Below are 23,630 nucleotides of genomic sequence, written 5' to 3'. Positions count from 1 at the left end.
ACGGCACATTTTGCTACGCAAAGAGCAATTTAACGTGAGCGTAAGCGAAACGGCATGTTCTTGATATTTATGTAAGCTTAGGTCAACGTAGCTGGCTGTCTTTTGATCCTCTGCGATTATATCCTGTATATGATGAGTTCTGTGAATCTTTCTCCTGCTGGCAGTTAAGGCACAGTCTTACACCTGGCACTGCCTGTCGGCGGGCTTCAGGGATCGGATCGCCACATTCTTCACATTCATACAGACTATCACCGCGCGGAATTTCGCCTCTTGCACGTGCAACAGCATCTTCAATTGTACTGTTGATTTGTTCGTTCACAGCGTCATCATTTGCCCAACCAGAAGCCATAGCACTATTCTCCTCACGCTTTTTACCGAGGTTATTATAGTCAAGATGGGGTCAAAAATTGCTCAGTCAAGGGAACATTGCCCGATAAGCGGCGTTGCTATCGGGCAGGTGGTGGGGAAGGTTACTTGTAAATGGTGGCTGTACCATACATCTGGTTCTTACCGCCTGCGGAATTAACCATAAAGCCTTTCGCGCCTTGTTCTTGCGCTTTTTCCGCCAGCTTATCCTCCAGATCACTCAGGTTGGTTGCGCCAGTGGCAGAGACGGTACCTGACGCACGTAGCTGACCGGTATCGGGACTGCTCAAAGGTTGTGCTGCAGACGCCGCGAATGCCACGCCTGCAAGCGTGGTGGCGACGAGTAATACGAGGCATTTTTTCATGATGCTCTCCTCAGTGAAACAACGTGTAGTGCCAGATAAGTTTAGGTCGTCAGTGCGGCAGAAATGGCGTAAAAAATTGATGATGATCTGCTTAAAATTTGAACGAAAAATATTGACGTATGTTGACAAATCAATGACATACATATCATTGATATTTGGGCGATTTGCGCCACTTCACCCCATTTCGCGCGCAGATGCGCTGCAGAGAAGCGCCCGTTTGTTATCAACCCGGTTTACCGCGTTGCGTTATGCGGGTATCTTACGCCGCTGTTAAAAGGAGAATGCTATGTCCCCCCAGAAACCGGGCTTACACCCGCGCAACCGTCACCACAGTCGCTACGATCTTGCCACGCTCTGCAAAGGCACGCCTGAGCTGGCGCAGTATCTCGTCCTGACCCCCGCAGGCGAACAAAGCGTTGATTTTGCCAATCCGCTGGCGGTAAAGGCCTTGAATAAGGCGCTGCTGGCGCATTTCTATGGGGTGGCAAACTGGGATATTCCTGAAGGGTTTCTGTGTCCGCCTGTTCCTGGGCGTGCCGATTACCTCCACCATCTGGCCGATCTGCTTGCAGAGACAACGGGAAGTGTGCCAACTCAGGCCACAATCCTGGATGTTGGCGTGGGCGCGAACTGTATTTATCCGCTGATCGGCGTGCATGAGTATAGCTGGCGTTTTACGGGCAGTGAGACGCATGAGCAGGCGTTAGCCAGCGCGCAGGCCATTATCAGCGCCAATCCAGGGCTGACGCGCGCCATTCGCCTGCGTCGTCAGAAAATCCCAGCGGCTATTTTTAACGGCATTATTCATAAAAATGAGCAATATGATGCGACGCTGTGCAACCCGCCGTTCCATGATTCCGCCGCCTCTGCTCGTGCAGGAAGCGAGCGCAAACGTCGCAACCTCGGACAGAGCAAAGATGATGCGCTGAACTTCGGCGGTCAGCAGCAGGAGTTGTGGTGCGAAGGGGGGGAAGTCGCGTTCATCAAAACGATGATTTCCGAAAGCCAGGCTTTTGGCCGTCAGGTCATGTGGTTTACCACGCTGGTGTCACGCGGCGAAAACCTGCCGCCGCTCTATCGTGCGCTGACTGACGTGGGAGCGGTCAAGGTGGTGAAAAAAGAGATGGCCCAGGGGCAAAAGCAGAGCCGCTTTATTGCCTGGACCTTTATGGACGACGACCAGCGCCGTCGTTTTAGCGCGCGTAAGCGCTAGAGCGTCGGCTCGCCGGGTGGCCGCGACGGCGGTGTGGCCGGTGTTGTGGCTGCCGCTGGCGCGGCGGGCAGAAACTGCCAGGTCTGCACCGGTGGACGAACGCCCGCCAGGTCGAAATGTTTTTTCACCTGGCTGTCCAGCGCGAAGCGAACCGTCCACTGCTTCAGCGGCAGCGTGGTAAACGATACCCGCAGCGTAAATGCCGTGTTGGTTAATCCGACAATCCCGGCAAACGACGGCTCACCAATAATCAGCCCACGAACGTCCTCGGTTTCCATTACCGCAGCGACCGCCTCTTTCAGCGCCTGATTGGCCTTATCAGCATCTTCATGACGATCCACATCGTAATTGGCGACCACCGAGCCAATGCCGCGGACAAAGTTGGCAAAGGTGGTGATCGATGACCACGGAATAATATGATACGCCCCGGTGTCCTGGCGTACGCCAACGGAGCGAATCGACATGCGTTCTACCGTACCGGTTAACGGCCCGATGGTCACCAGATCGCCCGTATTCATGCCATTTTCAAACTGAATAAAGACCCCGGTAATAATATCTTTCACCAGCGTCTGCGCACCAAAGGAAATTGCCAGCCCCAGCGCCCCGGCCCCGGCCAGCAGTGGGGCGATGTTAACGCCGATTTCCGAAAGTACGATCATGATGGTGATTGTGCTGATGATCACCGCCAGTGCGTTACGAAACAGCGTTAACAGCGTGCGGGTACGCGCGCTGGGGAGAGGACGGCCATGAATATCGGAAGCCAGCCGGTTTTCGATCAGGCTGGCAAGCAGCGTCCAGCCTACTGCGGAGAAAAACAGAATCAGCACGATGCGGATCAGAATATCAACCGTCTTCTCACCGGCGCCGTTGTGCAGCCAGTTCCAGAAATCAAACAGTCCCCAGGCGTTCAGCAGCAGCATGATGGCGACACACACCGTCAGGATCCGCGCCACATTCAATGCCGTAGAAAGCCAGCCGTTGAGCCGCTTTTGCAGTTCGGGATAATTGCGCTGCGTATGCGGGGAGAGGGTAATGGTTTTGGCGATCCAGCGGGTAAACATTCCGGAAACGAAGGCCGCAATGCCGATGATCACCAGACTGCGCACTGTCGCCCCCATCATAAACTTCAGGCTGTTGCCGGGGTCGAACAGGGAGAAGAAAAACAGGACGATGAAATAGGCGCTTGCCAGCCAGTGCCAGACCAGAGCAAAGGCGCGAATAAACAGACTGAAAAAGGCCAGCGATCGTTCCGCAAGATTCAGCAGGTGCTGGGTAATCTCTTTCTTGTTACGAAAAATCAGGTACAGCGCCCACAGCGTAATACACAGCATGATGACCACGTTGGCCATCGCACCGACCTGTACGTTCACCTGATTGGAAATAATCGGAACAGCGACGATCAGGCCATAGCCAATCAGACTGCTCAGCGAACTCAGTCGCCGGTTCCAGTAGCGGGCGCTGGCATCCTGAATGGTAAAAGGCCGCAGTTCCGCCACGTTCGGACAGAAGATCAGTCGCAGAATGGCTTTGAAAAATTCGATCAGGGCAAAGGCGTTCAGAAACAGTCCTTGTTGAAACGCGATGGTGCGACTGCCCGCGTTCAGCCTGTCGCTCAACAACTGACCGACAAACAGGGTAAGCGCCAGCAGAAGCAGATCAATAATAAAGGCGCCAACGATCATTGCCGGTAGCTGGAGCCAGTTGCTGCGCTCGCGGTTCTTCTTCCGCGCCCAGTTTCCCATTTTACGGTACAACGGCAACATACACAGACGAATCAACCAGTAGAAGCCGAACACCGCAGCGGCCAACATCAGAAAGTGACTGAGGGCATTACTGAAGGTCTGGCTGTTAAAGGGCTTGTGTGGCGCATCGGTGATGTTGCGATAGAGTTGGGCAAAGCGGCCAGACAGAGCTTCGCCGTAATGGCGGCTGAGATCGGTAACGTTCTCCAGTACCGTTTTTTCCTCCACAACCACCGGCGGGGTGATTTTAGGCACCGGTTCCGGCGGTGGCGTGGCGGCAACGGTACGCAACTGGTCAATCAATTCTTTGCGCGATGTCTCATTTTCCAGTACGTCGGCCAGCGCTCCGTAGGCCGCTTTCTTTTGCTCGACATCAGGTTCGGGCGCAGGTGTTGTTTGCGCGTCAGCATCAGCGCCGGTTGTGACACCGGGAATGGTTACCGCCTGGGCTGGTGCGCCCAGCAGGCAAAAGAGGATGAACAGGATCCACCGCATGACTCCTCCAGTGAGAAAACAGAACAAAGAGATAAGTATAGTGGCTGGAGGCGCGGCGATTCGAAATGGGAAGAGTCGTAGAGAAACCTCCCTTCCAGATGGAAGGGAGGCAGACCGTCAGGAAACGTGCTGCAAGAACTCCTGCAAACGCTGGCTTGGCGGGTTTTCAATCAGGGTTTGCGGATTACCGTCCTCGGCAATACGGCCCTTATCGATGAAGATCAGGCGCGAGGCGACTTTTTCGGCAAAGCCGATTTCGTGCGTAACGATGACCATCGTCATCCCTTCTTCCGCAAGATCCTGCATCACTTTCAGTACTTCGTGGCGCAGTTCCGGATCGAGCGCAGAGGTCGGTTCATCAAACAGCATCATCTTCGGCTTCACCGCCAGGGCGCGGGCAATCGCCACACGCTGCTGCTGACCGCCGGAAAGCTCAGACGGGTAGTGGTGAGCGCGCTCGGCCAGACCCACTTTCGCCAGCAGCTCTTTTGCCTGCTTCTCGGCAGCGTCTTTCTTCGTCCCACGAACGCGCAACGGGCCAAACATGACGTTTTCCAGCGCGGTCAGATGAGGGAAAAGATAGAACTGCTGGAACACCATCCCGGCTTCCTGACGGATCAGACGCTCGTCGACCTTCGGGTCGTTGACCTTTAGCCCATCAACGATCAGATCGCCGGAGGTAATCTCTTCGAGTTTATTTATGCAGCGCAACAACGTGGATTTACCGGAACCCGATGGCCCGATAATCACCACCACTTCGCCCTGCTTAATGCTCAGATCAATGTTATGCAGCACCTGGGTCGGGCCAAAATGCTTTGAGACGTTTTTAAATTCAATCACAGGATTTTCATCCTTCTTTCCAGACTACGAAGCACGATGTTCAGGACTTGCGTGATGATGAGGTAAATAACACCCACCGCGGTCCAGATTTCCAGGGCACGGAAATTGCCGGCAATAATTTCCTGACCGCTGCGGGTCAGTTCCGCCGCGCCGATGACGATAAACAGCGATGTATCTTTGATACTGATGATGAGCTGGTTACCGAGCGAAGGCAGCATACGACGCAGCGCAAGTGGCATGATCACATGACGGATGGTTTCCCGACGGGAAAGACCCAGCGCCAGACCCGCTTCGCTAAATCCTTTATGGATCGACAGGACCGAACCACGGGTGATTTCCGCGATATAGGCTCCGGAGTTAATCATGATCGTGATAACGGCGGCGCTGAAGGTGTCGATGCGCAAGTCCGGGAAAGCCATCGGCAGGGCGAAATAGATGTACATCACCTGGACGACGATCGGCGTGCCGCGGATGACTTCAATGAAGACGAGAGAGACGTGATTGGCGATCCAGCCGCCATAAGTTCGGGCTAAACCCGCCAGCAAGCCGATGATGATCCCGCCAGCCAGACCGAGGATGGAGATCCACAGGGTCATTTTGGCGCCCTGAAGCAGGATCGGAATGGCGGGCCAGATGGCGCTCCAGTCAAACTGCATATGTTGTTCCTGTTACCGTGGTGAAAAAAATCAAATGCCCGGTACGCTTAGCGCCTCCGGGCAACATCTGAAGGCAAAGCCATTATTATTTAGGTTCAGTACCGAACCATTTTTTGTAGATTTCGTTATAAGTACCGTTGTCACGCAGCGTTTTCAGCGCGCCATTCACTTTCTCGCGCAGTTCGTCGCTGCCTTTCGGGAATGCGATACCGTACTGCTGCGCTTCCAGTGATTCACCCACCGCTTTGAACTGGCCGTTACCTGCGGTTTTGATGAAATACAGGATGTTCGGCGTATCGTGCAGAACCGCGTCTGCGCGGTTGGTACCCAGTTCCATGTAGGCGTTATCGATGTTCGGGAACTGACGCAGATCTTTCGTTTTGATGTTGGCTTTGGCGTAATCAACGGAGCCAGTACCGCTCTTCACCGCGACCACTTTACCGTCCAGATCTTTTACGCTTTTTACGTCGTTGTTGTTGGTTTTCACCATCACTAACAGACCGCTTTTGTAGTAACCGTCAGAGAAATCGATCGCTTTTTTGCGCTCGTCAGTAATGGTGATGCCCGCCAGCGCCAGGTCAACGTTTTTGGTTTGCAGCGCCGGGATAATGCCGCTGAAATCCATCGGTTTCAGTTCATAATCCAGCTTCAGTTCTTTTGCTACGGCGGCCCACAGGTCCACATCAAAGCCAACGTATTTGTCACCCTGTTTGAATTCAAACGGGACGAACGCGGTGTCAGTTGCGACAACCAGTTTCTTATCCGCGGCATGAGAGGACACCGCAAAAGCCAGAGCAAGTGCTGCCAGTGAAACTTTTAATACAGACTTCATAGCATTTCCTTTTTTATCCACGGGGCGATCCCCTGCGAGAACGATAAATGTAATGAAAAAATCGTGCCAGTTTTGCAACCCCTTGTTTTAACAAGAGGGGACTGCACGCTTGTGCACAGGTCTCGGAGCAAAACTCGCTTTTTGCACCATTCTGGGGCACTGATTTAGTGCAGCCTGGAGGGGGCGTGAACGGTCTGCCTATTTAGCGCAAAGATCGTTGATAAAACAATCTTTCGTTAACGATTGTGTGAGGTGATTATTACAAATATTTTACTTTACGACGGAGTGGTGACGATGTGGTGCACCATAAAAGTGCAAAACCCCCGCCGTGGCGAGGGTTGTAGAGGGAATACTTATGAGGCGATTATTCGATGTTGGATTCGATGAACCACAGGAATTTGTCGAGATCGCGGGATGCGGCGGTAAAGATATCGGCGGTATCTTCGTCTTTCGCTTCGCTGATGGCTTTACGCACATCGTTAGCGACGACAGCATAACGGTCTGCCAGTTCTTTCAGATGATCCTGAACGGTATGGATGTCCAGCGGATAGCTTTTCAACGGCGTTTTGCTATTAATAACCTGCGTAGTCCCCAACGCCACACCGCCCAGCTGTACGGCACGCTCTGCCATGGTATCGAGATGGTCGGTCAATGCCGTACGGAAGCCATCCAGCATCTCATGGACGGCAATAAAATTAGCCCCACGCATATTCCAGTGGGCCTGCTTGGTGATCAGTGACAGGTCGATAAACTGGATCACCTGACGATTCAGCAACTCAACCGTTGCTTTCTTATCGCTGTCAGAGACATCGTTGCGGGTATAAAGCAGATTGGACGCTTTTGTTTTTACCAATTTAGCGGTACTCATAATTTCATATCCTCTTGATGTTATGTCCCAGTAATTTACGAGATTCAGTATAGCACCGGTTATGATTCCTGCTTTTCTGGCTCTGCCTATCGCTTTAATAGTATTTAACACCATCGTTATTTAATTGCATTACTATTCATGTGGTTGCGCAAGAGTTAGACCAGCGGTAACAATATTCTGATGGCGACATGAGAAGGCGGATAAATAGTCGGTACGGGGCAGATAGACGGTGGGGAAATATCAGGAAAATACAGGGAAAACAGCGGGAAGATATTCTGCATGGTTATGCAACCATGCAGAAATGTAAAATTAATTTACATCAACCTCTTTTATTTTGCTTTCCCGTCGAATGGTCAACGTCGAGCCCATCGAGGCGGCAATGATCGCGCCAAGCGCCAGCAACTGGACAAACGTGAGCGTTTCGCCCAGAAACAGGATACCTGCCAGTGCGGCCAGTGCGGGTTCCATACTCATCAGCGTGCCAAAGGTGCGCGTAGGCAGACGGGTTAAGGCAATCATCTCCAGCGAGTAGGGGAGCGCCGTCGACAGTACCGCAACCGCCAGACCCAGCGGAATGACAGACCAGTGCCAGAGCGCTTCCCCGGCCTGCACAGCCCCAAGTGGGACGAAAACCAGAGCCGCAATCAGCGAACCTATCGCGACAGTGGCCGGGCCGTGCTCAGCGCCGGCGCGTTGTCCGCTGAGAATATAGATAGCCCAGCAGGCGCCTGCGCCCAGTGCCATGGTGGCGCCGAACAGGTCGACATGCGAAACGTCCTGACCCAGCGGCAGCAGGAACCAGAGTCCGAGAACCGCGAGTACCACCCAGATAAAATCAACGGGGCGTCGCGAAGAGAACAGGGCGACCGCCAGCGGCCCGGTAAACTCCAGCGCGACAGCGATCCCCAGCGGGACCGTCTGAATCGACAGATAGAAGAGGTAGTTCATTCCCCCCAGCGACAGGCCGTAAAAAAGCAGCGGCAGACGCTGCTCTTTGGCAAACCGCAGACGCCATGGCTTGAAGAAGACAATAAGAATCAGCGTGCCTAACGCCAGACGGAGAGCGGTCACACCGGGCGCGCCAACCAGCGGAAACAATGATTTTGCCAGCGATGCGCCGCTCTGGATTGAGGCCATGGCAATAAGCAGTACTAAAACAGGCAGCCAAACTGGCGTTTTACGTGACGACCCTGGCATCCGTTCTCCCGACATAACTGTAGATACACGCCATCCAGCAACTTGCCTGATTTGTGTATAGAAAAGTAAAAGAGGCAGTGTAATGGAAATAACCATCTACGGTTGAGTCTTCGTTGAAAAAAAATTTCTGGAAAGCCGTAAAATGGCGGCAAATTGATGGATTAATGCGCTGGCAGATTAGGAATAATCTGGATGAATGTCCTTTATTATGCGCGTAATAATGGGGCAAATATCTGGAAAAAGTGATGTTAATTGAAAGAGATAGCGGTTGATGGAAACGTTCTGTTACATGAAATTGCCCGTTAGACATCACTAATCGCAAAGAGTTTCTCATCAATTTTTGATATATTTAACACTTAGGATTTATTTGAAGCACATTTGAGGTGGTTATGAAAAAAATTGCATGTCTTTCAGCACTGGCCGCTGTTCTGGCTATCTCCGCAGGTTCCGCTGTCGCTGCAACGTCTACCGCTACCGGTGGTTATGCTCAGAGCGATGCTCAGGGCGCGGCGAACAAAATGAACGGTTTCAACCTGAAGTATCGCTATGAGCAGGACAACAACCCGCTGGGCGTAATCGGTTCCTTCACTTACACCGAAAAAGATCGTACTAACGGTGCAGGCGATTACAACAAAACTCAGTACTACGGCATCACTGCTGGTCCGGCTTACCGTCTGAACGACTGGGCAAGCATCTACGGTGTTGTGGGTGTGGGCTACGGTAAATTCCAGGACACCAACTACCCGACGCATAAAGATGACACCAGCGATTATGGTTTCTCTTATGGCGCAGGTGTGCAGTTCAACCCGATCGAAAATGTTGCTCTGGACTTCTCTTACGAGCAGAGCCGTATTCGTAGCGTTGACGTTGGCACCTGGATCGCAGGCGTCGGTTACCGCTTCTAATCACGTCAGTGATATAAAAAATCCGCCTCAAGGGGCGGATTTTTTTTGGATGTATTTCAATAGGTTATCGCGATTTGGTGCTAAAGATATCGGTTCCCAGGTGGTTATAATCCACCTTCTGCAATTTGAAATTGGTGATATACACCGGCCCGGCTTTCTGTTCAGAGATAAACCGGTACTTCATCTTAATCTCTTTTGCGCTGATCCCTGTCCACTGTGAGAAAAAGCCAAGGAAGTCGTTGGCGGAGCGCCGCGCTTTGATGACTTTATGCGCTTTGTCATCGCTGGAGAGCACCATAAACGGGACCTGAAAGTTTTGCTGGAACTGGTCGTCATGCGCCAGATACTGCACTTCCTTCCCACGCTCTTTAAAGGCGAGACCGTGATCGGAGAAATACGCCAGCGAGAAACTGTCGCCGCTGTTGCGGAGCTGATCGTACAGTTTTCGCAGCAGGTCGTCGGTCTGAGTCATGGTATAGAGATAGCAGGAGGTTTCTTTCGACTGGACGAACGTGTCGTACTTGCCTTTTGTCCGATCGCAGGCCTGTGGATGAGACCCCATCAGATGCAGGACAATCAGCTGCGGCTGGGTGCGTTCCGTTTCCAGCACCTGTGCGGTCATTTTTAACAGCGCCTCGTCCTGGGTGTTTTTGTCCGCCTCGAAGTCACCGTTTTTAAGAAAATGCACTTCATCAGCCCGCTTTGCGATACTGGCGATAGCGGTATCGTATTCGCCGATTTGTCCCTGATTCGAGAACCACCACGTCTGGAAACCGGCGCGGTTTGCCAGCGTGACAAAGTTGTCCTGATACTGCGGCTTATCATCAACGACCCGGTTGAGGGTCAGCCCGAGCGATTTTTGCGTTGACCCGCTGGCCGCGATGTAATCGGCAAACAGGTAGCCGTTAACGCTGCTGGCAAACGGAGTGTTATCCCAGTGACCGCCAAACGCCCCCAGCGCATCACGACGAGCGCTTTCACCGATCACCACCACATAGGTGTGATATTTCGGCTTCACAGCGGTGACAGTCCAGGTGTCTTTCATGCTGGCTAACTTCGCCATGCGCTCCTGCTCGTCAATGACTTCATTGTTATTGACGATGACGTCTTTGGCGAAACGGAACACCGGATAGCCGGTATCCTTTAATTTAAACACGCCGCCCCAGGCCAGGTTCTGTACGGGGGTGACAAAAAAAGCCACGACGCTGAACAGCAGGCACAGGCTGTCATATTTATTCCAGCGTTTCTTCTCTTCGTCAGGTTTGCGACGCACGGCGATCACGCCAAGGGCAAAGATAAACACCCCCATCAGGTAATTATACCAGGGGAAAATCGTCAGGATTTCCGTGGACTCTTCCATATTGGTCGAGTGCAGAGCCAGCAGCGTATTAAAGTTTGGCGATCCGTAGGCCTGGCCGAAAGGAAAGTAACAGGCGGCGACCAGCGAACACACGCCGATCAGCACCTTCTGCGCTTTCGGCGCGCTCCGCCAGAGCAACTGCAATATGCAGGTAAAGGCAAGGGTATACAGCAGACTAAACGGATAGCCCAGCGCCAGGTTGATCAGCAGCGACTGCAAAACATAAAAGCCAGTCCACGGGCTAAGGGCCCGGCTGCGAGCAAGAAGTGAGTCTTTGACGGTTAAATTCATATGCCACTATCGTAAAAACGCCATGTGCTTACCCTGGCGCCAAGGGTCATTACCTGCTGAGAGTGCGTGAAGAGGGAAAGAGGTCCGCATCTGCGAGCCGCAAGTTAGGCAGGGCTGCAAGAAGATAGAGCGTGTGAATGTGAAGGTCAACGGGCAGACAGAAATTGTTTTGCGAAGGGGTTAGCAAATCCGACAAAAAGAAGGGCTATTTTGACATAGGCAGAAGTGTAACGGCCGTAGATGACAGCCAGATGACGCGGCGTACCGCGACGCCGCGTTATTTATCCGAGGGCTTATCCTGCTCAGGTTTGCTGTTGATCATATCGCACAGCATTGAGAGCAGCATTAACCGGACTTTAAAGGGAGAGTGGCTAAACACGCGCATACACCTCTTAAACTCGTTCATATTGACCTCCTGACGTTCTGGTCCCTCGATCCGTGAGAGATGACTGCATTACATACAGATATAGCACAGGCTATATTATATAGCTATTGCTAAAACGTTAATTTTTTGTGCCTGGGCAACTCTGGTTTACAATGGACGCTCTCCAATTAGATGCTGTTAACGCGTCACAGGAATGAGGAAGCAGAATGAGTCGTCGCGCAGGTATGCCAACAACAAAAAAAGTGACGCAGTTAGTGAACGTTGAAGAACACGTCGAAGGGTTTCGTCAGGTGAGAGAGGCGCATCGGCGTGAGCTGATTGACGACTATGTTGAGTTGATTTCTGATCTGATTATCGAAGTCGGTGAAGCGCGTCAGGTGGATATGGCGGCCCGGCTCGGGGTGTCCCAACCCACGGTGGCGAAGATGCTCAAACGCCTGGCCTCGGTGGGATTGATCGAAATGATCCCCTGGCGCGGCGTTTTCTTAACCCCGGAAGGGGAGAAGCTGGCGCAGGAAAGCCGTGAGCGCCATCAGATCGTGGAGAACTTCCTGCTGGTGCTGGGGGTGAGCGCTGAGATAGCCCGTCGCGATGCTGAGGGGATGGAGCATCATGTCAGTCAGGAGACGCTGGACGCATTCCGGCTGTTTACCGAACAACACGGAACTTCCGTTGAATGAACCTGCCTTTATTGCGGGCGTTGAAACGCGACCGTTTTTTTCAGCTATTGATTGTCGTTGGCGTGGCGTTGAGTCTGTGGGTGCCGTTCACGCCACGGACGTGGCCTGGCGCTATTGACTGGCACACCATTATCATCCTGAGCGGCCTGATGTTGCTGACTAAAGGCGTGGAGCTTAGCGGCTATTTCGATGTGCTGGGACGTAAAATGACCCGCCGCTTTGCGACTGAGCGCCGTCTGGCGATGTTCATGGTGCTGGCAGCGGCGCTGCTTTCCACTTTTCTGACCAACGACGTCGCGCTCTTTATCGTCGTGCCACTTACTATCACCCTGAAGAAATTGTGCGCGATACCGGTCAACCGGCTGATTATTTTTGAAGCGCTGGCCGTGAATGCTGGCTCGCTGTTAACGCCCATCGGCAACCCACAAAACATTTTGCTGTGGGGGCGTTCTGGTCTCTCATTTTTTGCCTTTATCAGCCAGATGGCGCCGCTTGCCGTTGCGATGATGGTGACGCTGCTGGTCGTGTGCTGGTTCTGCTTCCCTAATAAGCCGCTGTCGTACCACACCGGCACGCATGCGCCGCAATGGCAGCCGCGACTGGTATGGGGGTGTCTGGGGCTGTACCTCGTTTTTCTGACGGCGCTGGAGTTCAAACAAGAGCTGGTAGGGCTGGCGATTGTCGCGCTGGGGTTTCTGTTACTGGCGCGGCGTGTGGTGTTGAGCGTTGACTGGACGCTGTTGCTGGTGTTTATGGCGATGTTTATTGATGTTCATCTACTGACGCAACTGCCGGCGTTGCAGGGAACGTTAAGTCACGTCGGCTCGCTGTCTGAACCCGGCCTGTGGCTGACGGCAATTGGCCTGTCGCAGTTTATCAGCAATGTTCCCGGCACCATCTTACTGCTGAATTACGTGCCTCCGACCGTGCTGCTGGCATGGGCGGTCAACATCGGTGGATTTGGTTTGTTGCCGGGATCGCTGGCGAATTTGATTGCGCTACGGATGGCAAACGACCGACGCATCTGGTGGCGCTTTCATCTCTATTCACTGCCGATGCTGGTGTGGGCGGCGTTGGTGGGGTATGGGCTGTTACTGCTGAGATAATCCCAAATAAAATCAACAAAAAAGGGCGGAAAAATTATCCGCCCTTTTTATTGTCCAGATTCGTATCAGTTCAGACGAACCGGCATCCCTGAACGGTTCTGAATCGCTTGTTCCACAATACTCTGGTCAACATCGGCCTGATTGGTGATGTTCTGAATGCTCTTCGACAGGGTAATCGGTACGATTTCGCCGCCTTCAAACTGCGCTTCAGTGGTCGACAGTGGGTTGTGAACTTCGATGTAACGGCTGCCATCTGGCTCAGTGGTCGCTTTTACCGGCTCATCAATAAACTGTACGCGCGTGCCGACAGGCACATTCTGGAACAGGAATTTGATGTCTTCGTTACGCAGACGCACGCAACCGTGGCTCACGCGCAGGCCGATACCGAAGTTGGCGTTGGTGCCGTGAATGGCGTACAGACGCCCAATGTACAGCGCGTACAGACCCATCGGGTTATCCGGACCTGCCGGAACAACGGCAGGCAGCGGTTCACCTGCGGCACGATATTCAGCGTGCATTTTCGCGGTTGGCGTCCAGGTCGGACCGGCTTTCTTACGTTCTACTTTGGTGGTCCAGTTGATAGGCGTGTCTTTACCTAACTGACCAATACCGATAGGCAGGACGATCACCGTATTGGTGCCTTTCGGGTAGTAGTACAGACGCATTTCCGCGCTGTTAATCACGATACCTTCGTGCACGGTGTCCGGCAGAATCAACTGCTGCGGAATATTCAGCACGGTGCCGCCTTTCGGCAGGAAGGTATCCACGCCCGGGTTGGCTTCCAGCATGTTGGAAAGTCCCATCTGGTATTCAGCAGCAAAATATTCCAGCGGCTGCGTGTTACCTTCCGGGATGGTGATAACCTGATTCTGACCAATGACGCGACTACCATCCGTTGGCAGGGGATAAGTGACAGCGGATGCGGTATTGCAAAAGCCGACGACCGCGAGTGCTGCCGCGAAAAACGTTGTTAATTTCATATTCATGTTATGCGAGATTCATTGCCTGGCAGGCTGTTGGGTTGAGAATTCTGTAGTGTTGGGAGCGCATTATATGTGCATTCCTGTTAACAGGGAATTCAGATGTGTACGAAATCACATTTTTTTCCTGTTACCCCAGTGTAGTCGTTTGCGACGAGGCGCGATCTTATTTCAGACTTGTGGCATAATACGCGGTTTGTCACATATTCTTTAGGATACGTCCGTGTTAGTTTCCAGCAACGTCACCATGCAGTTCGGCAGTAAGCCGCTGTTCGAAAACATTTCCGTCAAATTTGGCGGCGGCAACCGTTACGGCCTGATTGGCGCCAACGGTAGCGGTAAATCCACCTTTATGAAAATTCTCGGCGGCGACCTTGAGCCGACGCTGGGTAACGTTTCTCTCGATCCGAACGAGCGTATCGGTAAGCTGCGCCAGGATCAGTTTGCTTTTGAAGAGTTCACGGTGCTCGATACGGTGATCATGGGCCACGGTGAACTGTGGGAAGTGAAGCAGGAGCGCGATCGTATCTACGCCTTGCCGGAGATGAGCGAAGAGGATGGCTACAAGGTGGCCGATCTGGAAGTGAAATACGGCGAAATGGACGGTTACTCGGCTGAAGCGCGCGCCGGTGAACTGCTGCTTGGCGTTGGTATTCCGGTAGAGCAACACTACGGTCCGATGAGCGAAGTCGCTCCCGGCTGGAAGCTGCGTGTACTGCTGGCCCAGGCGCTGTTTTCCAATCCGGATATTCTGCTGCTCGACGAACCGACCAACAACCTGGACATCGATACCATTCGCTGGCTGGAGCAGGTGCTGAACGAACGTGACAGCACCATGATCATCATTTCGCACGACCGTCACTTCCTGAACATGGTGTGCACGCACATGGCGGATCTCGACTACGGCGAACTGCGAATTTATCCGGGGAACTACGACGAATATATGACCGCCGCGACGCAGGCGCGCGAACGTCTGCTGGCGGATAACGCCAAGAAAAAAGCGCAGATTGCCGACCTGCAATCCTTCGTCAGCCGTTTTAGCGCCAACGCCTCTAAATCTCGTCAGGCGACGTCTCGTGCCCGTCAGATTGATAAAATCAAACTCGATGAAGTGAAGGCATCCAGCCGTCAGAACCCGTTTATCCGCTTCGAGCAGGACAAGAAACTGTTCCGTAACGCGCTGGAAGTGGAAGCGATCAGCAAAGGTTTTGATAACGGTCCGCTGTTTAAAGGCGTGAACCTGCTGCTGGAAGTCGGTGAAAAGCTGGCGGTACTGGGGACCAACGGCGTGGGTAAATCGACGCTGCTGAAAACGCTGGTGGGCGATCTGGACGCCGACAGCGGTACCGTGAAATGGTCGGAGAACGCGCGCATTGGTTATTACGCGCAGGATCACGAATATGAATTCGAAAACGATCTGACGGTCTTCGACTGGATGAGTCAGTGGAAGCAGGAAGGCGATGACGAACAGGCGGTGCGCAGCATCCTCGGTCGTCTGCTGTTCAGCCAGGACGATATCAAAAAGCCAGCTAAGGTGCTGTCGGGTGGTGAAAAGGGTCGCATGCTGTTCGGTAAATTGATGATGCAGAAACCAAACATTCTGGTCATGGATGAACCGACTAACCACCTCGATATGGAATCCATCGAATCGCTGAACATGGCGCTGGAGCTGTATCAGGGTACCCTGATCTTCGTTTCTCACGACCGTGAATTTGTGAGCTCGCTGGCGACCCGCGTGCTGGAAATCACCCCAGAGCGCGTGGTGGACTTCAGCGGCAACTACGAAGACTACCTGCGTAGCAAAGGGATCGACAACTAATTTCCCGTCGTCTTTCACGCTGCAGATGCGTTGGCTTCACCTGTTCACCCCGGTCACTTACTTATGTAAGCTCCCGGGGATTCACAGGTTTGCCGCCTTCCTGCAGCGCGAAATACTTAGGGAAAGGAGGCGTGCTCCTGTTCCCTCTCCCCGTAGGAGAGGGCTAGGGCATCAGTCAGTACTACACCACCCATTCACTCCCTTCAACGCCATTCACCAACAGCGTGCGTCTTTCGCCTGCCGGTAACGACACCTTCAGGGCTTTCCACGCCGGACGATAATCCCCGCGGGCGTTCACCTTCAGGTTAATGGTTGCGCCGTCGCATTGCATTTCCCACTCTACCCACAGCGCATTGCCGTGCTGATATCCCCATGACTCGCCGTCATCTTCAAACAGCAGACCAGAGGTCGTTCCGACACCGTTGACCGGGTATAGCATCAGTTCCCGGGTATCGTCTTTTTCGGCACTGACATGGGTAATGCGCTCGCTTAACGGCAGACCCGCCCCGGCGCGTACCAGCAGCGGCAGTTTTTCCAGCGGCGCATCACGGGTGATCCACTGACCGCCAGAGAACCACTCGTGAGTGTAAAAATCGTACCAGCCGGTTTCGTTATCCGGCAGCCAGACGCGGCGCTCGCGCTGACCCGCTTCTACCACGCTTGCCACCAGCAGGTCGCGGCCTAGCAGGAAGTCATCGCATTCTTCAAAGGTCTGCGCGTCATGCTCGTGGTCGAGGAACGTCGGACGTAGCATCGGTTCGTCATCGGCATGCGCCTGCCAGAGCAGGGTGTAGAGATAGGGCAGCAGCCGATAACGCAGCACTATCGCACTGCGAATGGCTGGCGTCACGCCCGGATACATCCATGGCTCGTTCACCGTATGATCGTCATTCCACGAGTGAATGGTAAAGCGTGGATGCATCACCCCATTCTGTACCCATCTTACGAACAGTTCGGCGTCGGGTTTATCGCCAGAGAATCCGCCGACATCGTGACCGACGTTGAACAGCCCGGAAAGACTCATTCCCAGCCCCATGCGGGTGTTATAACGCAGAGTATCCCAACTGGTGCGGTTATCGCCGCTCCAGGTCTGAACGTAACGTTGCATACCGGCGCAACCCGAGCGGGAAATCAGATACGGTCGCTTATCCGGGGCAAAACGCTGTTGCGCTTCCAGCGAGGCGCGCATCATCAGTAACGGCATCACCGGGCGAATGTGTTTGATGGCGATTTCCTTGCCAAAGCCGTAACAGCGCGCTTCGCCGTCCCACACTTCGAACTCGTTGTTATCGTTCCAGGTGGAGTCGATGCCCATCTCCAGCAGTTGCGTCGTCACACCGTTCTGCCACCACTGAATGGTCTCCGGGTTGGTAAAGTCGAGGTGCGATCCTTCGTCATCCCAGAAGCTGGAACGTTCCGGTGAATCGGTTTCTGAATCACGAATAAACAGGCCGCTTTCCGCGACGTCGTTATAGCGAGGATGATCCTGCAACAGACAGGGCTTGATGTTGGCAGCAAGCTTCAGCCCGGCATCGTGGAATGCCTGACTCATCACTTTAGGTTGCGGCACTTTGTCGTAGTTCCAGTTAAAGACATAGCGCTTACCGTTAATTGAGGTATATCCCGACGAGAGCTGGAACGAGTCGCACGGAATCGCGTGTTCTTCACACAGTCGGATAAAGTTCATGAGCTGGTTTTGCGCGTCCGGCGCGTCGGTATAGTGCATCGTGGAACCGCTGTACCCCAGACTCCACTTCGGCCCGAATAGCGTTTTCCCGGTCAGGCGCACAAAAGCTTTAGTGACGTCCAGGACCCGTTTGCCGGTAAACAGGTAGTAATCAATATCGCCTGCTTCCGCCTGCCAGCGGCGATAAGCGGTGTGATAATTATCGATCTCGTTCCCCAAATCCAGCCAGCAACTGCTCAGGTTGTCGTAAAACAGGCCGTAGCTCACGTCGTCGCGGCGGGTGAGAGTGAACGGGATGTGTTTGTACAGCGGGTCGGTGCTCACGGCGTTGTAACCCATCGCATCCAGATTACGCATTTCATAGCGCTTACCGTTACGCTGCAGATCGCCGGCTTTTTCACCCAGACCGTAAAAACGTTCATCTTTACGCCGACTCAGGTAATGCGCCACGCCGTCACCGTGGGCGTTCAGAAGGTAGGCGCTGGTGGCGCGATCGTTGACCAGCGACTGCCAGGCGCCAGCATCGTTACGATATTCCCACTCCAGCCACAGCGGTTGGTGGACCGTCACGCGCAGTTGGTGGGTCGACACCGTCACGCTATCGTCCTGCTGTGAAAGCGTCCAGTCCGGGCAACTGAAACCGCTGATGTCGTCGCGGTGCCGACCTTCCCACGGTACGTTTTTTTCAGGCGCGATGCTCCAGGTTCGGTCCAGCGCTAGTTCACCTTTGCGTTTGATCAGCACACGGAAGAGATTTTCTTCCAGTACGTAAAGACACAGACGGTGCTGTTTATCCACCACCAGTTCAAGGTGAGTGGCCGATTGTTTATCAAGGGTCCAGTTTTTCAGGGTTTTCATATGCAATACATCCACGATCAGGCGCGCTTGGCGCGACGTTCAGCAATAAATGCCACCAGGAAAACAGCGCCAATCAGGTCAAAGAAACCCATGGCAATGAAGAGGGGGTTAAAGCCGATTTTGTCAGCCGTAACACCAATCAAAAGAGAGAACAGGAAGCTGGCGATCCACGCCGCCGAACCGCGCATACCGTTAACGGTGGCCATCTGACCTTTATCAAACGACTCGACAACGAGCGCACTCAGCATGCAGGAGATGATCTGATGTCCGAAGCCGCCAATAGAGATCAGGACAATGGTGATATACGGGTCGCGGGTAATGGCCACAATGGCCAGAGAGATCATCAGGAACGCGCCCGTCACGGAGCTGGCTACGACCGAGTTAACGCGGGAGCAGCCGAACCAGCGGGTATACAGACGCGTCAGGTAGCCACTCGCTACGCTGCCGAGATCGGCGGCCAGGAACGGTAGCCAGGCAAACATCGCGATCTGCTTCAGATCCATACCGTGTTCTTTGGCGAGATACAGCGGCACCCAGAAGCTCAGTACGGCCCAGGCCGGCTCCGCCATAAAAGCCGGGATGGCGATACCATAGAATCGTTTGTTTTTTGAGACGGTTTTTAACGCTGTCAGGAAAGGCAGCTTGACGGCTGGTGGTTCGTTATCCTGCTTAATAAAGTCCAGTTCATCTTTACTCAGATTCGGATGCTGTTCCGGGTTGTGATAGAACGCCCACCACAGGACGACCCACACCAGCGCCAGCACACCGGTAAACATAAACGCACCCTGCCAGCCAAACGAGGCGTGCGCGAAGTAGATGATAGGCGGCGCGAGCATCGCGCCAATCGAGAAACCCACGCCAGCCCAGCCGGCAGCGACGGGACGCTCTGATTTCGGAAACCATTCGCCGATTGTTTTCGCGTTGGCTGGGGTGGCGGCCGCTTCTGAGGCACCCATAAAAAAGCGCAGGATCGCAAGATGCAACCAGCTTCCGGCACCGGCATGAAAAATACACATGAGCGCCCAGATGCCAGCGCAAACCATGAAGCCAATTTTCAAACCAATCACGTCGATCAGCCATCCGCATAACGGCTGGAAAATGGTGTAGGCAATCTGAAATGCGCCGACAATCCACGAATATTGCTCGGTTGTGATGCCCAGGCTCTCTTTCAGTTCCGGTGCCAGAATGCCTAATGAATTTCGGGTGATGTAGTTAACGGTGACGCCGAGTAAAAAAAGTACCAGCACATACCAGCGCAGATTTTTTATGACGCGACGGGGTTTGCTTGTCGCAACCGTATTGTTGATGTCCTGACTCATTTTCTGTCTCCACAAGACGGACGGTAGGGGGATGAATGTTTAAAATGTCATACGGTTATCGCTTTAGTTTTTATTGCGTTAAGCGATGAAGTTGCTATACAACTAGTATGGAAGCTGTATGACAAATTCACCTTAAGGGAGAAAATGGGCGACCAATAGCAGAATTTGTGCAAGCTTTCTCATCAATGCACGCAGTCATCTGCCACTATTCATTCGAAGCGAGTCAGAGCTTCAATTTCAGGTCGTGAAAATTTTTTCATGAGGCAAGTGGAGCAAGATCACAAAATGGATAAAAGGTTAAAAATCAGGGAAATTGCCGCCCGAACGCAGCTCTCGATCAGTACCGTTTCGCGTGTGCTGGCGGGTAAGTCCAACACCAGCGACAACGCCCGGCGTCTCGTGCTGGAATGCGCACGTGAACTGGGGGTGATGGAGGGGATGGCGGCAGGACGTCTGCTACTCAATAGCCTGATGATCTTTGCGCCACAGCGGGCATTTGATGAGCGGTCCGACATCTTTTATTACCGTGTGATCCAGAGTGTGAATAAAGGACTGGCTTCGCACGAAGTCCGGTTGCGCTACTGCGCTCTTGAGGAACATGACAGTGATGCGCAATTGTTTCTGGCGCGAATGAACGAACCGGATACGCATGCCGCTATTTTGCTGGGGATCGACGATCCGCATATTCATGATTTAGCCGTTGATGTCGGAAAACCGTGCCTGTTGATTAACTGTCGCGATCGGCTCATGCGTCTTCCCGTGGTGGCACCCGATCATCGGGCGATCGGTGAACGAGCGGCGGGCTATCTGTTTGAAATGGGGCATCGTGAGGTGATGAACGTTCTCTGCCTGCGCCGATACACAATGGAGCTGCGCTTAGCAGGGATCCGCGATGCGTGGCGGTCACATAACATGAAGTTCACTGACGACCGCGATCTGCTGGTCGCCACAAATTTTAGCGCCAGAGAGACAGAACAACTGGTCAGTGAATGGATCAGCGAGAGAAAAGGGCAAGATTTACCCACCGCCTTTTTAGTCGGGGGAGATTTTATGGCGGCAGGGGTCATCAGCGCGCTGCAAAAACGGGGATTACGTGTCCCTCAGGATATCTCAGTGATGAGTATCGATGGTTTTAATCTGGCGTCGATTCAGGATGTCCCCTTAACAGCAGTTCATGTTCCTCGGGATGAGTTGGGGACAGAGGCGGTGTATATGCTCCAGCAACGTCTGGTGCGCCCGGAGGCGCCAGTCAGTTCGTTGTTACTCAATGGTACGCTTGCGGTACGGGAGTCGGTCCGGCGGATACGTCAGGGGAAACGACGCACCGCCGTTGAACAGGAAGGTCTGTATGATCGTTAACTCATCCCCAGCGCGCGCTTGCCGTGGATATTCAAATCCGCCAGCGTGAAGCGGCCTTCCCAGTCTGTTTCGTAATCCTCTCGCGGGAAATCGCCCGGTGACGCGCCTTTCTCCAGCGCGGCCTTCACGCTGTGCGCATAGGCCAGATTTTTCTCGCACAGCGGGGCGGCGGGAATATACATCACATTGCCCCAGCCCTGCTGATTGTCGACCGGCGCCACGGAGTGAATCACATCGCAATGCCACCAGACGGAATCGCCTGCTTCCAGTGGCGGAATACTGGTAAGCGCCTCAATCAACAAAGGATGCCATTGTTCGGATATCGGCAGTACCCGCCCTGGCGCCACGCCACACAGTTCATCTTCCGGAACATCATCGAGCAAAGGACGTAAAAGCACATAGGCCATGGCTTCCGGAATGGGGACGACATGCAGTAAACCCTGACCGGGCAACATATCCGACAGTGCGGTCCAGCCCTGGAAGGTGCGAAATACTGAACATTTGGTGGTGTTGTCCACCGTATACTCTTCCACTTCCGTACGATGGGCGGCCTGCCACGGATCGTATTCCGCCAGCTTGCCGTTAAACACATTCGCGAAGACGCGCTGATAGGCCGGCAGCAGCCAGCGTTCCAGCGCGCCGGAATCGGTGTGCGCGCCCAGCCCTTTTGACGTGGTTCCCGGTGGACGGCGACGGATTCTGTCTGGGTAGATCACGCTGACATCCGGGTTAAACCACTGCTTGCCCTCGCTTTCAAAGGTCCACAGACGGTTGAGGAACGACTGCACGTTAGCCATCTCTTCACTCTGTCTGGCCTGCATTTGCGCCTGCGACCAGTAGATCGGATAAATCTCCGGACGCGAAGCGGTGAGGGTGCCAAAGAAGTTATCGCCGGGGCCTTTGTACACCTCGTCAAAATGGTTTCTGTCCAGATAGTCCAGCATCGACTGATCCCAGGCCAGCGCCTGCTCACGTGGGAAGTGACCTTTGATGACCGCACAGCCGCGACGTTTGATCTGTTCGCGCTGCTGCGCCGTGACGGTGCCAGCGTTGATATCGGCATACGATAGCTCAGGCCACACCGGGGCGCCCTGCGTGTTAAGTGCGTTGATTTCCGCCACGCGGGTGGCAATGGTATCGCTAATCTGGCTGAAGATCTGTTGGACGTCGCCGAGCTGCGCCCGCAGTTCCTGCTTCATCTGACGGATCGCCGCTTTATGGTCGACCGGTAATGTGTCGCTTGTGAAGGAAAAAGCCATAACCACCTCGCATAACTTTCATTCGAAACTTATTTATCTTACAGGTGATAATATAAGTTATAAAAAAGTTAATGCAAGTTTAAAATGTTGAGGTGGCAAACAGGGGGGAAGAAAATAAAACCGGAACAGGGTGTTCCGGTTATTGCCGTCACACGTTGAAAGGGGCGGTGTTATCCAGCACGGCCTGAATCACGTTCAGCGCGCCGTCATGGTTATTGTCATCCGTCTGAAAGCGGGCGATTGCTTTGATACTGTCGGTGGCATTCGCCATAGCGAAAGCGTAGTGCGCCATTTTCAGCATTTCTGCATCATTGCCGCTGTCGCCAATCGCCACGACTTCTTTTGGTGAAAGGTTCCACCGTTTCAGCAATCGGCTGATGCCATTCGCTTTGTGCAGCCCCGGAATGATCAGATCGATAAAGCCGAAACCGCTGGTCACGGGTTTCATAATGCCGTCCAGCGCCGTGTGCAGGTGGTCGATAACCAACGGGATCTGCTGGTCTGGCAGATTCAGCGAGAACTTAAACAGCACGTCGTCGATGTCATGATAGTCCTTCACCGGCTTCAGGCGGTGGTAGTGCTTCGACATCAGTGCGACAAAGGGTTCCGGCGCGTTTTCACTGACGTACGCGCTTTGCAGACCGCAGGCCACAAAGTTGAGCTGTTTATCTTTCAGCAATTCGCCCATCACAACCTGAGATTCGTGACGCGTGAGTTCGCCGTGAAAAAGCTGTTTGCCATGCTCAAACACCAGCGCGCCGTTTTCGGCAACGAAAGAGATCTCGTCTTTGAGTTCGGGGAAGAAAGAGATGAGCTGGTAATACTGATTGCCGCTGGCGACGACGAATTCAATGTTGCGTTTTTTTAGCTCATGGTACTGCGCCATAAATCGTGCGTGATCGTACTTTTTGGCGTCATTGAGAAAAGTACCGTCCATATCGGTGACGATAACTTTAACGGTCATATAAAGCTCCTGGCTCAAAACTGCGACCAGAAACATTTTAATAACAATGTGACCTAAAGCACAAATTTATTTCGAATGAAAGCG

At 53.4% G+C, this 23,630-nt stretch carries 22 protein-coding genes; 7 read left to right on the top strand and 15 right to left on the bottom strand.

The window, feature by feature from the left end:
* Positions 1-82: 82 nt before the first annotated feature.
* Both OGW13_RS19360 and mcbA read right to left on the bottom strand, forming a co-directional pair.
* Positions 83-349, bottom strand: coding sequence for a DksA/TraR family C4-type zinc finger protein (locus tag OGW13_RS19360; RefSeq protein WP_043001279.1), 267 nt, complete (start codon positions 347-349; stop codon positions 83-85).
* Between the two features lie 121 nt (positions 350-470).
* On the bottom strand, positions 471-731 hold the full coding sequence (mcbA, locus tag OGW13_RS19355) for a DUF1471 family periplasmic protein McbA (RefSeq protein WP_043001278.1): 261 nt from the start codon (positions 729-731) through the stop codon (positions 471-473).
* 286 nt (positions 732-1,017) lie between these two features.
* Between mcbA and rlmF the strand changes: the two genes are divergently transcribed.
* A complete protein-coding gene (rlmF, locus tag OGW13_RS19350) occupies positions 1,018-1,944 on the top strand; it encodes a 23S rRNA (adenine(1618)-N(6))-methyltransferase RlmF (RefSeq protein WP_287116394.1) in 927 nt (308 codons plus the stop codon).
* On the opposite strand, the gene ybiO is transcribed toward rlmF, so the two are convergent.
* The 6 genes from ybiO to rhtA form a co-directional block, all read right to left on the bottom strand.
* Positions 1,941-4,181, bottom strand: a complete 2,241-nt coding sequence (gene ybiO, locus OGW13_RS19345; protein ID WP_043001276.1) for a mechanosensitive channel protein — start codon at positions 4,179-4,181, stop codon at positions 1,941-1,943. The two genes, rlmF and ybiO, sit on opposite strands and share 4 nt — an antisense overlap.
* 117 nt (positions 4,182-4,298) lie before the next feature.
* Positions 4,299-5,021, bottom strand: coding sequence for a glutamine ABC transporter ATP-binding protein GlnQ (glnQ, locus tag OGW13_RS19340; protein ID WP_043001275.1), 723 nt, complete (start codon positions 5,019-5,021; stop codon positions 4,299-4,301).
* Positions 5,018-5,677, bottom strand: coding sequence for a glutamine ABC transporter permease GlnP (glnP, locus tag OGW13_RS19335; protein ID WP_043001274.1), 660 nt, complete (start codon positions 5,675-5,677; stop codon positions 5,018-5,020). Before glnP ends, glnQ begins: the two co-directional genes overlap by 4 nt.
* Before the next feature lie 85 nt (positions 5,678-5,762).
* The gene (glnH, locus tag OGW13_RS19330) at positions 5,763-6,509 is read right to left on the bottom strand and encodes a glutamine ABC transporter substrate-binding protein GlnH (protein WP_043001273.1); all 747 of its coding nucleotides are present in this window, start codon (positions 6,507-6,509) and stop codon (positions 5,763-5,765) included.
* Between the two features lie 364 nt (positions 6,510-6,873).
* The gene (gene dps, locus OGW13_RS19325) at positions 6,874-7,377 is read right to left on the bottom strand and encodes a DNA starvation/stationary phase protection protein Dps (RefSeq protein WP_042320427.1); all 504 of its coding nucleotides are present in this window, start codon (positions 7,375-7,377) and stop codon (positions 6,874-6,876) included.
* Positions 7,378-7,686: 309 nt separating this feature from the next.
* The gene (gene rhtA, locus OGW13_RS19320) at positions 7,687-8,574 is read right to left on the bottom strand and encodes a threonine/homoserine exporter RhtA (RefSeq protein WP_043001272.1); all 888 of its coding nucleotides are present in this window, start codon (positions 8,572-8,574) and stop codon (positions 7,687-7,689) included.
* A gap of 271 nt (positions 8,575-8,845) precedes the next feature.
* Here rhtA and OGW13_RS19315 point away from each other — a divergent pair, with 271 nt between their 5' ends.
* Positions 8,846-8,890 (top strand): hypothetical protein, encoded by a 45-nt coding sequence (locus tag OGW13_RS19315; RefSeq protein WP_125340082.1) that lies wholly within the window; start codon positions 8,846-8,848, stop codon positions 8,888-8,890.
* A gap of 73 nt (positions 8,891-8,963) precedes the next feature.
* Positions 8,964-9,479 (top strand): outer membrane protein OmpX, encoded by a 516-nt coding sequence (gene ompX, locus OGW13_RS19310; RefSeq protein WP_287116393.1) that lies wholly within the window; start codon positions 8,964-8,966, stop codon positions 9,477-9,479.
* 64 nt (positions 9,480-9,543) lie between these two features.
* Here the strand turns inward: ompX and OGW13_RS19305 are convergent, their stop codons facing one another.
* Together OGW13_RS19305 and mntS are read right to left on the bottom strand one after the other, a co-directional pair.
* The gene (locus tag OGW13_RS19305; protein WP_099433401.1) at positions 9,544-11,130 is read right to left on the bottom strand and encodes a phosphoethanolamine transferase; all 1,587 of its coding nucleotides are present in this window, start codon (positions 11,128-11,130) and stop codon (positions 9,544-9,546) included.
* Between the two features lie 277 nt (positions 11,131-11,407).
* Entirely contained in the window at positions 11,408-11,536 is a 129-nt protein-coding gene (mntS, locus tag OGW13_RS19300) for a manganase accumulation protein MntS (protein ID WP_043001269.1), read from the bottom strand.
* Between the two features lie 185 nt (positions 11,537-11,721).
* Here mntS and mntR point away from each other — a divergent pair, with 185 nt between their 5' ends.
* Both mntR and OGW13_RS19290 read left to right on the top strand, forming a co-directional pair.
* Positions 11,722-12,195 (top strand): manganese-binding transcriptional regulator MntR, encoded by a 474-nt coding sequence (gene mntR / locus OGW13_RS19295; protein ID WP_043001268.1) that lies wholly within the window; start codon positions 11,722-11,724, stop codon positions 12,193-12,195.
* Positions 12,192-13,301, top strand: a complete 1,110-nt coding sequence (locus OGW13_RS19290) for an anion transporter (protein WP_044264246.1) — start codon at positions 12,192-12,194, stop codon at positions 13,299-13,301. Before mntR ends, OGW13_RS19290 begins: the two co-directional genes overlap by 4 nt.
* 65 nt (positions 13,302-13,366) lie before the next feature.
* On the opposite strand, the gene ldtB is transcribed toward OGW13_RS19290, so the two are convergent.
* Complete coding sequence (ldtB, locus tag OGW13_RS19285; RefSeq protein ID WP_046401463.1) at positions 13,367-14,287, bottom strand: L,D-transpeptidase; 921 nt, start codon at positions 14,285-14,287, stop codon at positions 13,367-13,369.
* Positions 14,288-14,504: 217 nt separating this feature from the next.
* Between ldtB and OGW13_RS19280 the strand changes: the two genes are divergently transcribed.
* Positions 14,505-16,100: an ABC-F family ATPase gene (locus OGW13_RS19280; protein ID WP_043001266.1), complete on the top strand. Its 1,596-nt coding sequence runs from the start codon at positions 14,505-14,507 to the stop codon at positions 16,098-16,100.
* 181 nt (positions 16,101-16,281) lie between these two features.
* Here OGW13_RS19280 and OGW13_RS19275 read toward each other — a convergent pair whose 3' ends face one another.
* Both OGW13_RS19275 and OGW13_RS19270 read right to left on the bottom strand, forming a co-directional pair.
* Positions 16,282-18,645: a glycoside hydrolase family 31 protein gene (locus OGW13_RS19275; protein ID WP_142764959.1), complete on the bottom strand. Its 2,364-nt coding sequence runs from the start codon at positions 18,643-18,645 to the stop codon at positions 16,282-16,284.
* Positions 18,646-18,662: 17 nt separating this feature from the next.
* Positions 18,663-19,964, bottom strand: coding sequence for an MFS transporter (locus tag OGW13_RS19270; protein WP_090050813.1), 1,302 nt, complete (start codon positions 19,962-19,964; stop codon positions 18,663-18,665).
* A gap of 285 nt (positions 19,965-20,249) precedes the next feature.
* Here OGW13_RS19270 and OGW13_RS19265 point away from each other — a divergent pair, with 285 nt between their 5' ends.
* Positions 20,250-21,323: a LacI family DNA-binding transcriptional regulator gene (locus tag OGW13_RS19265; protein WP_043001263.1), complete on the top strand. Its 1,074-nt coding sequence runs from the start codon at positions 20,250-20,252 to the stop codon at positions 21,321-21,323.
* On the opposite strand, the gene OGW13_RS19260 is transcribed toward OGW13_RS19265, so the two are convergent.
* The gene (locus OGW13_RS19260; protein ID WP_287116392.1) at positions 21,320-22,582 is read right to left on the bottom strand and encodes a DUF1479 domain-containing protein; all 1,263 of its coding nucleotides are present in this window, start codon (positions 22,580-22,582) and stop codon (positions 21,320-21,322) included. The genes OGW13_RS19265 and OGW13_RS19260 overlap by 4 nt on opposite strands.
* 148 nt (positions 22,583-22,730) lie before the next feature.
* Entirely contained in the window at positions 22,731-23,546 is an 816-nt protein-coding gene (locus OGW13_RS19255; RefSeq protein WP_054177086.1) for a Cof-type HAD-IIB family hydrolase, read from the bottom strand.
* Positions 23,547-23,630: the final 84 nt, after the last annotated feature.

Source organism: Citrobacter sp. Ca225, from assembly GCF_030337175.1.
Classification (GTDB): domain Bacteria; phylum Pseudomonadota; class Gammaproteobacteria; order Enterobacterales; family Enterobacteriaceae; genus Citrobacter_A; species Citrobacter_A amalonaticus.
Note: the sequence above shows the minus strand (reverse complement) of the source record. Positions and strands in the feature narration are given on the sequence as shown.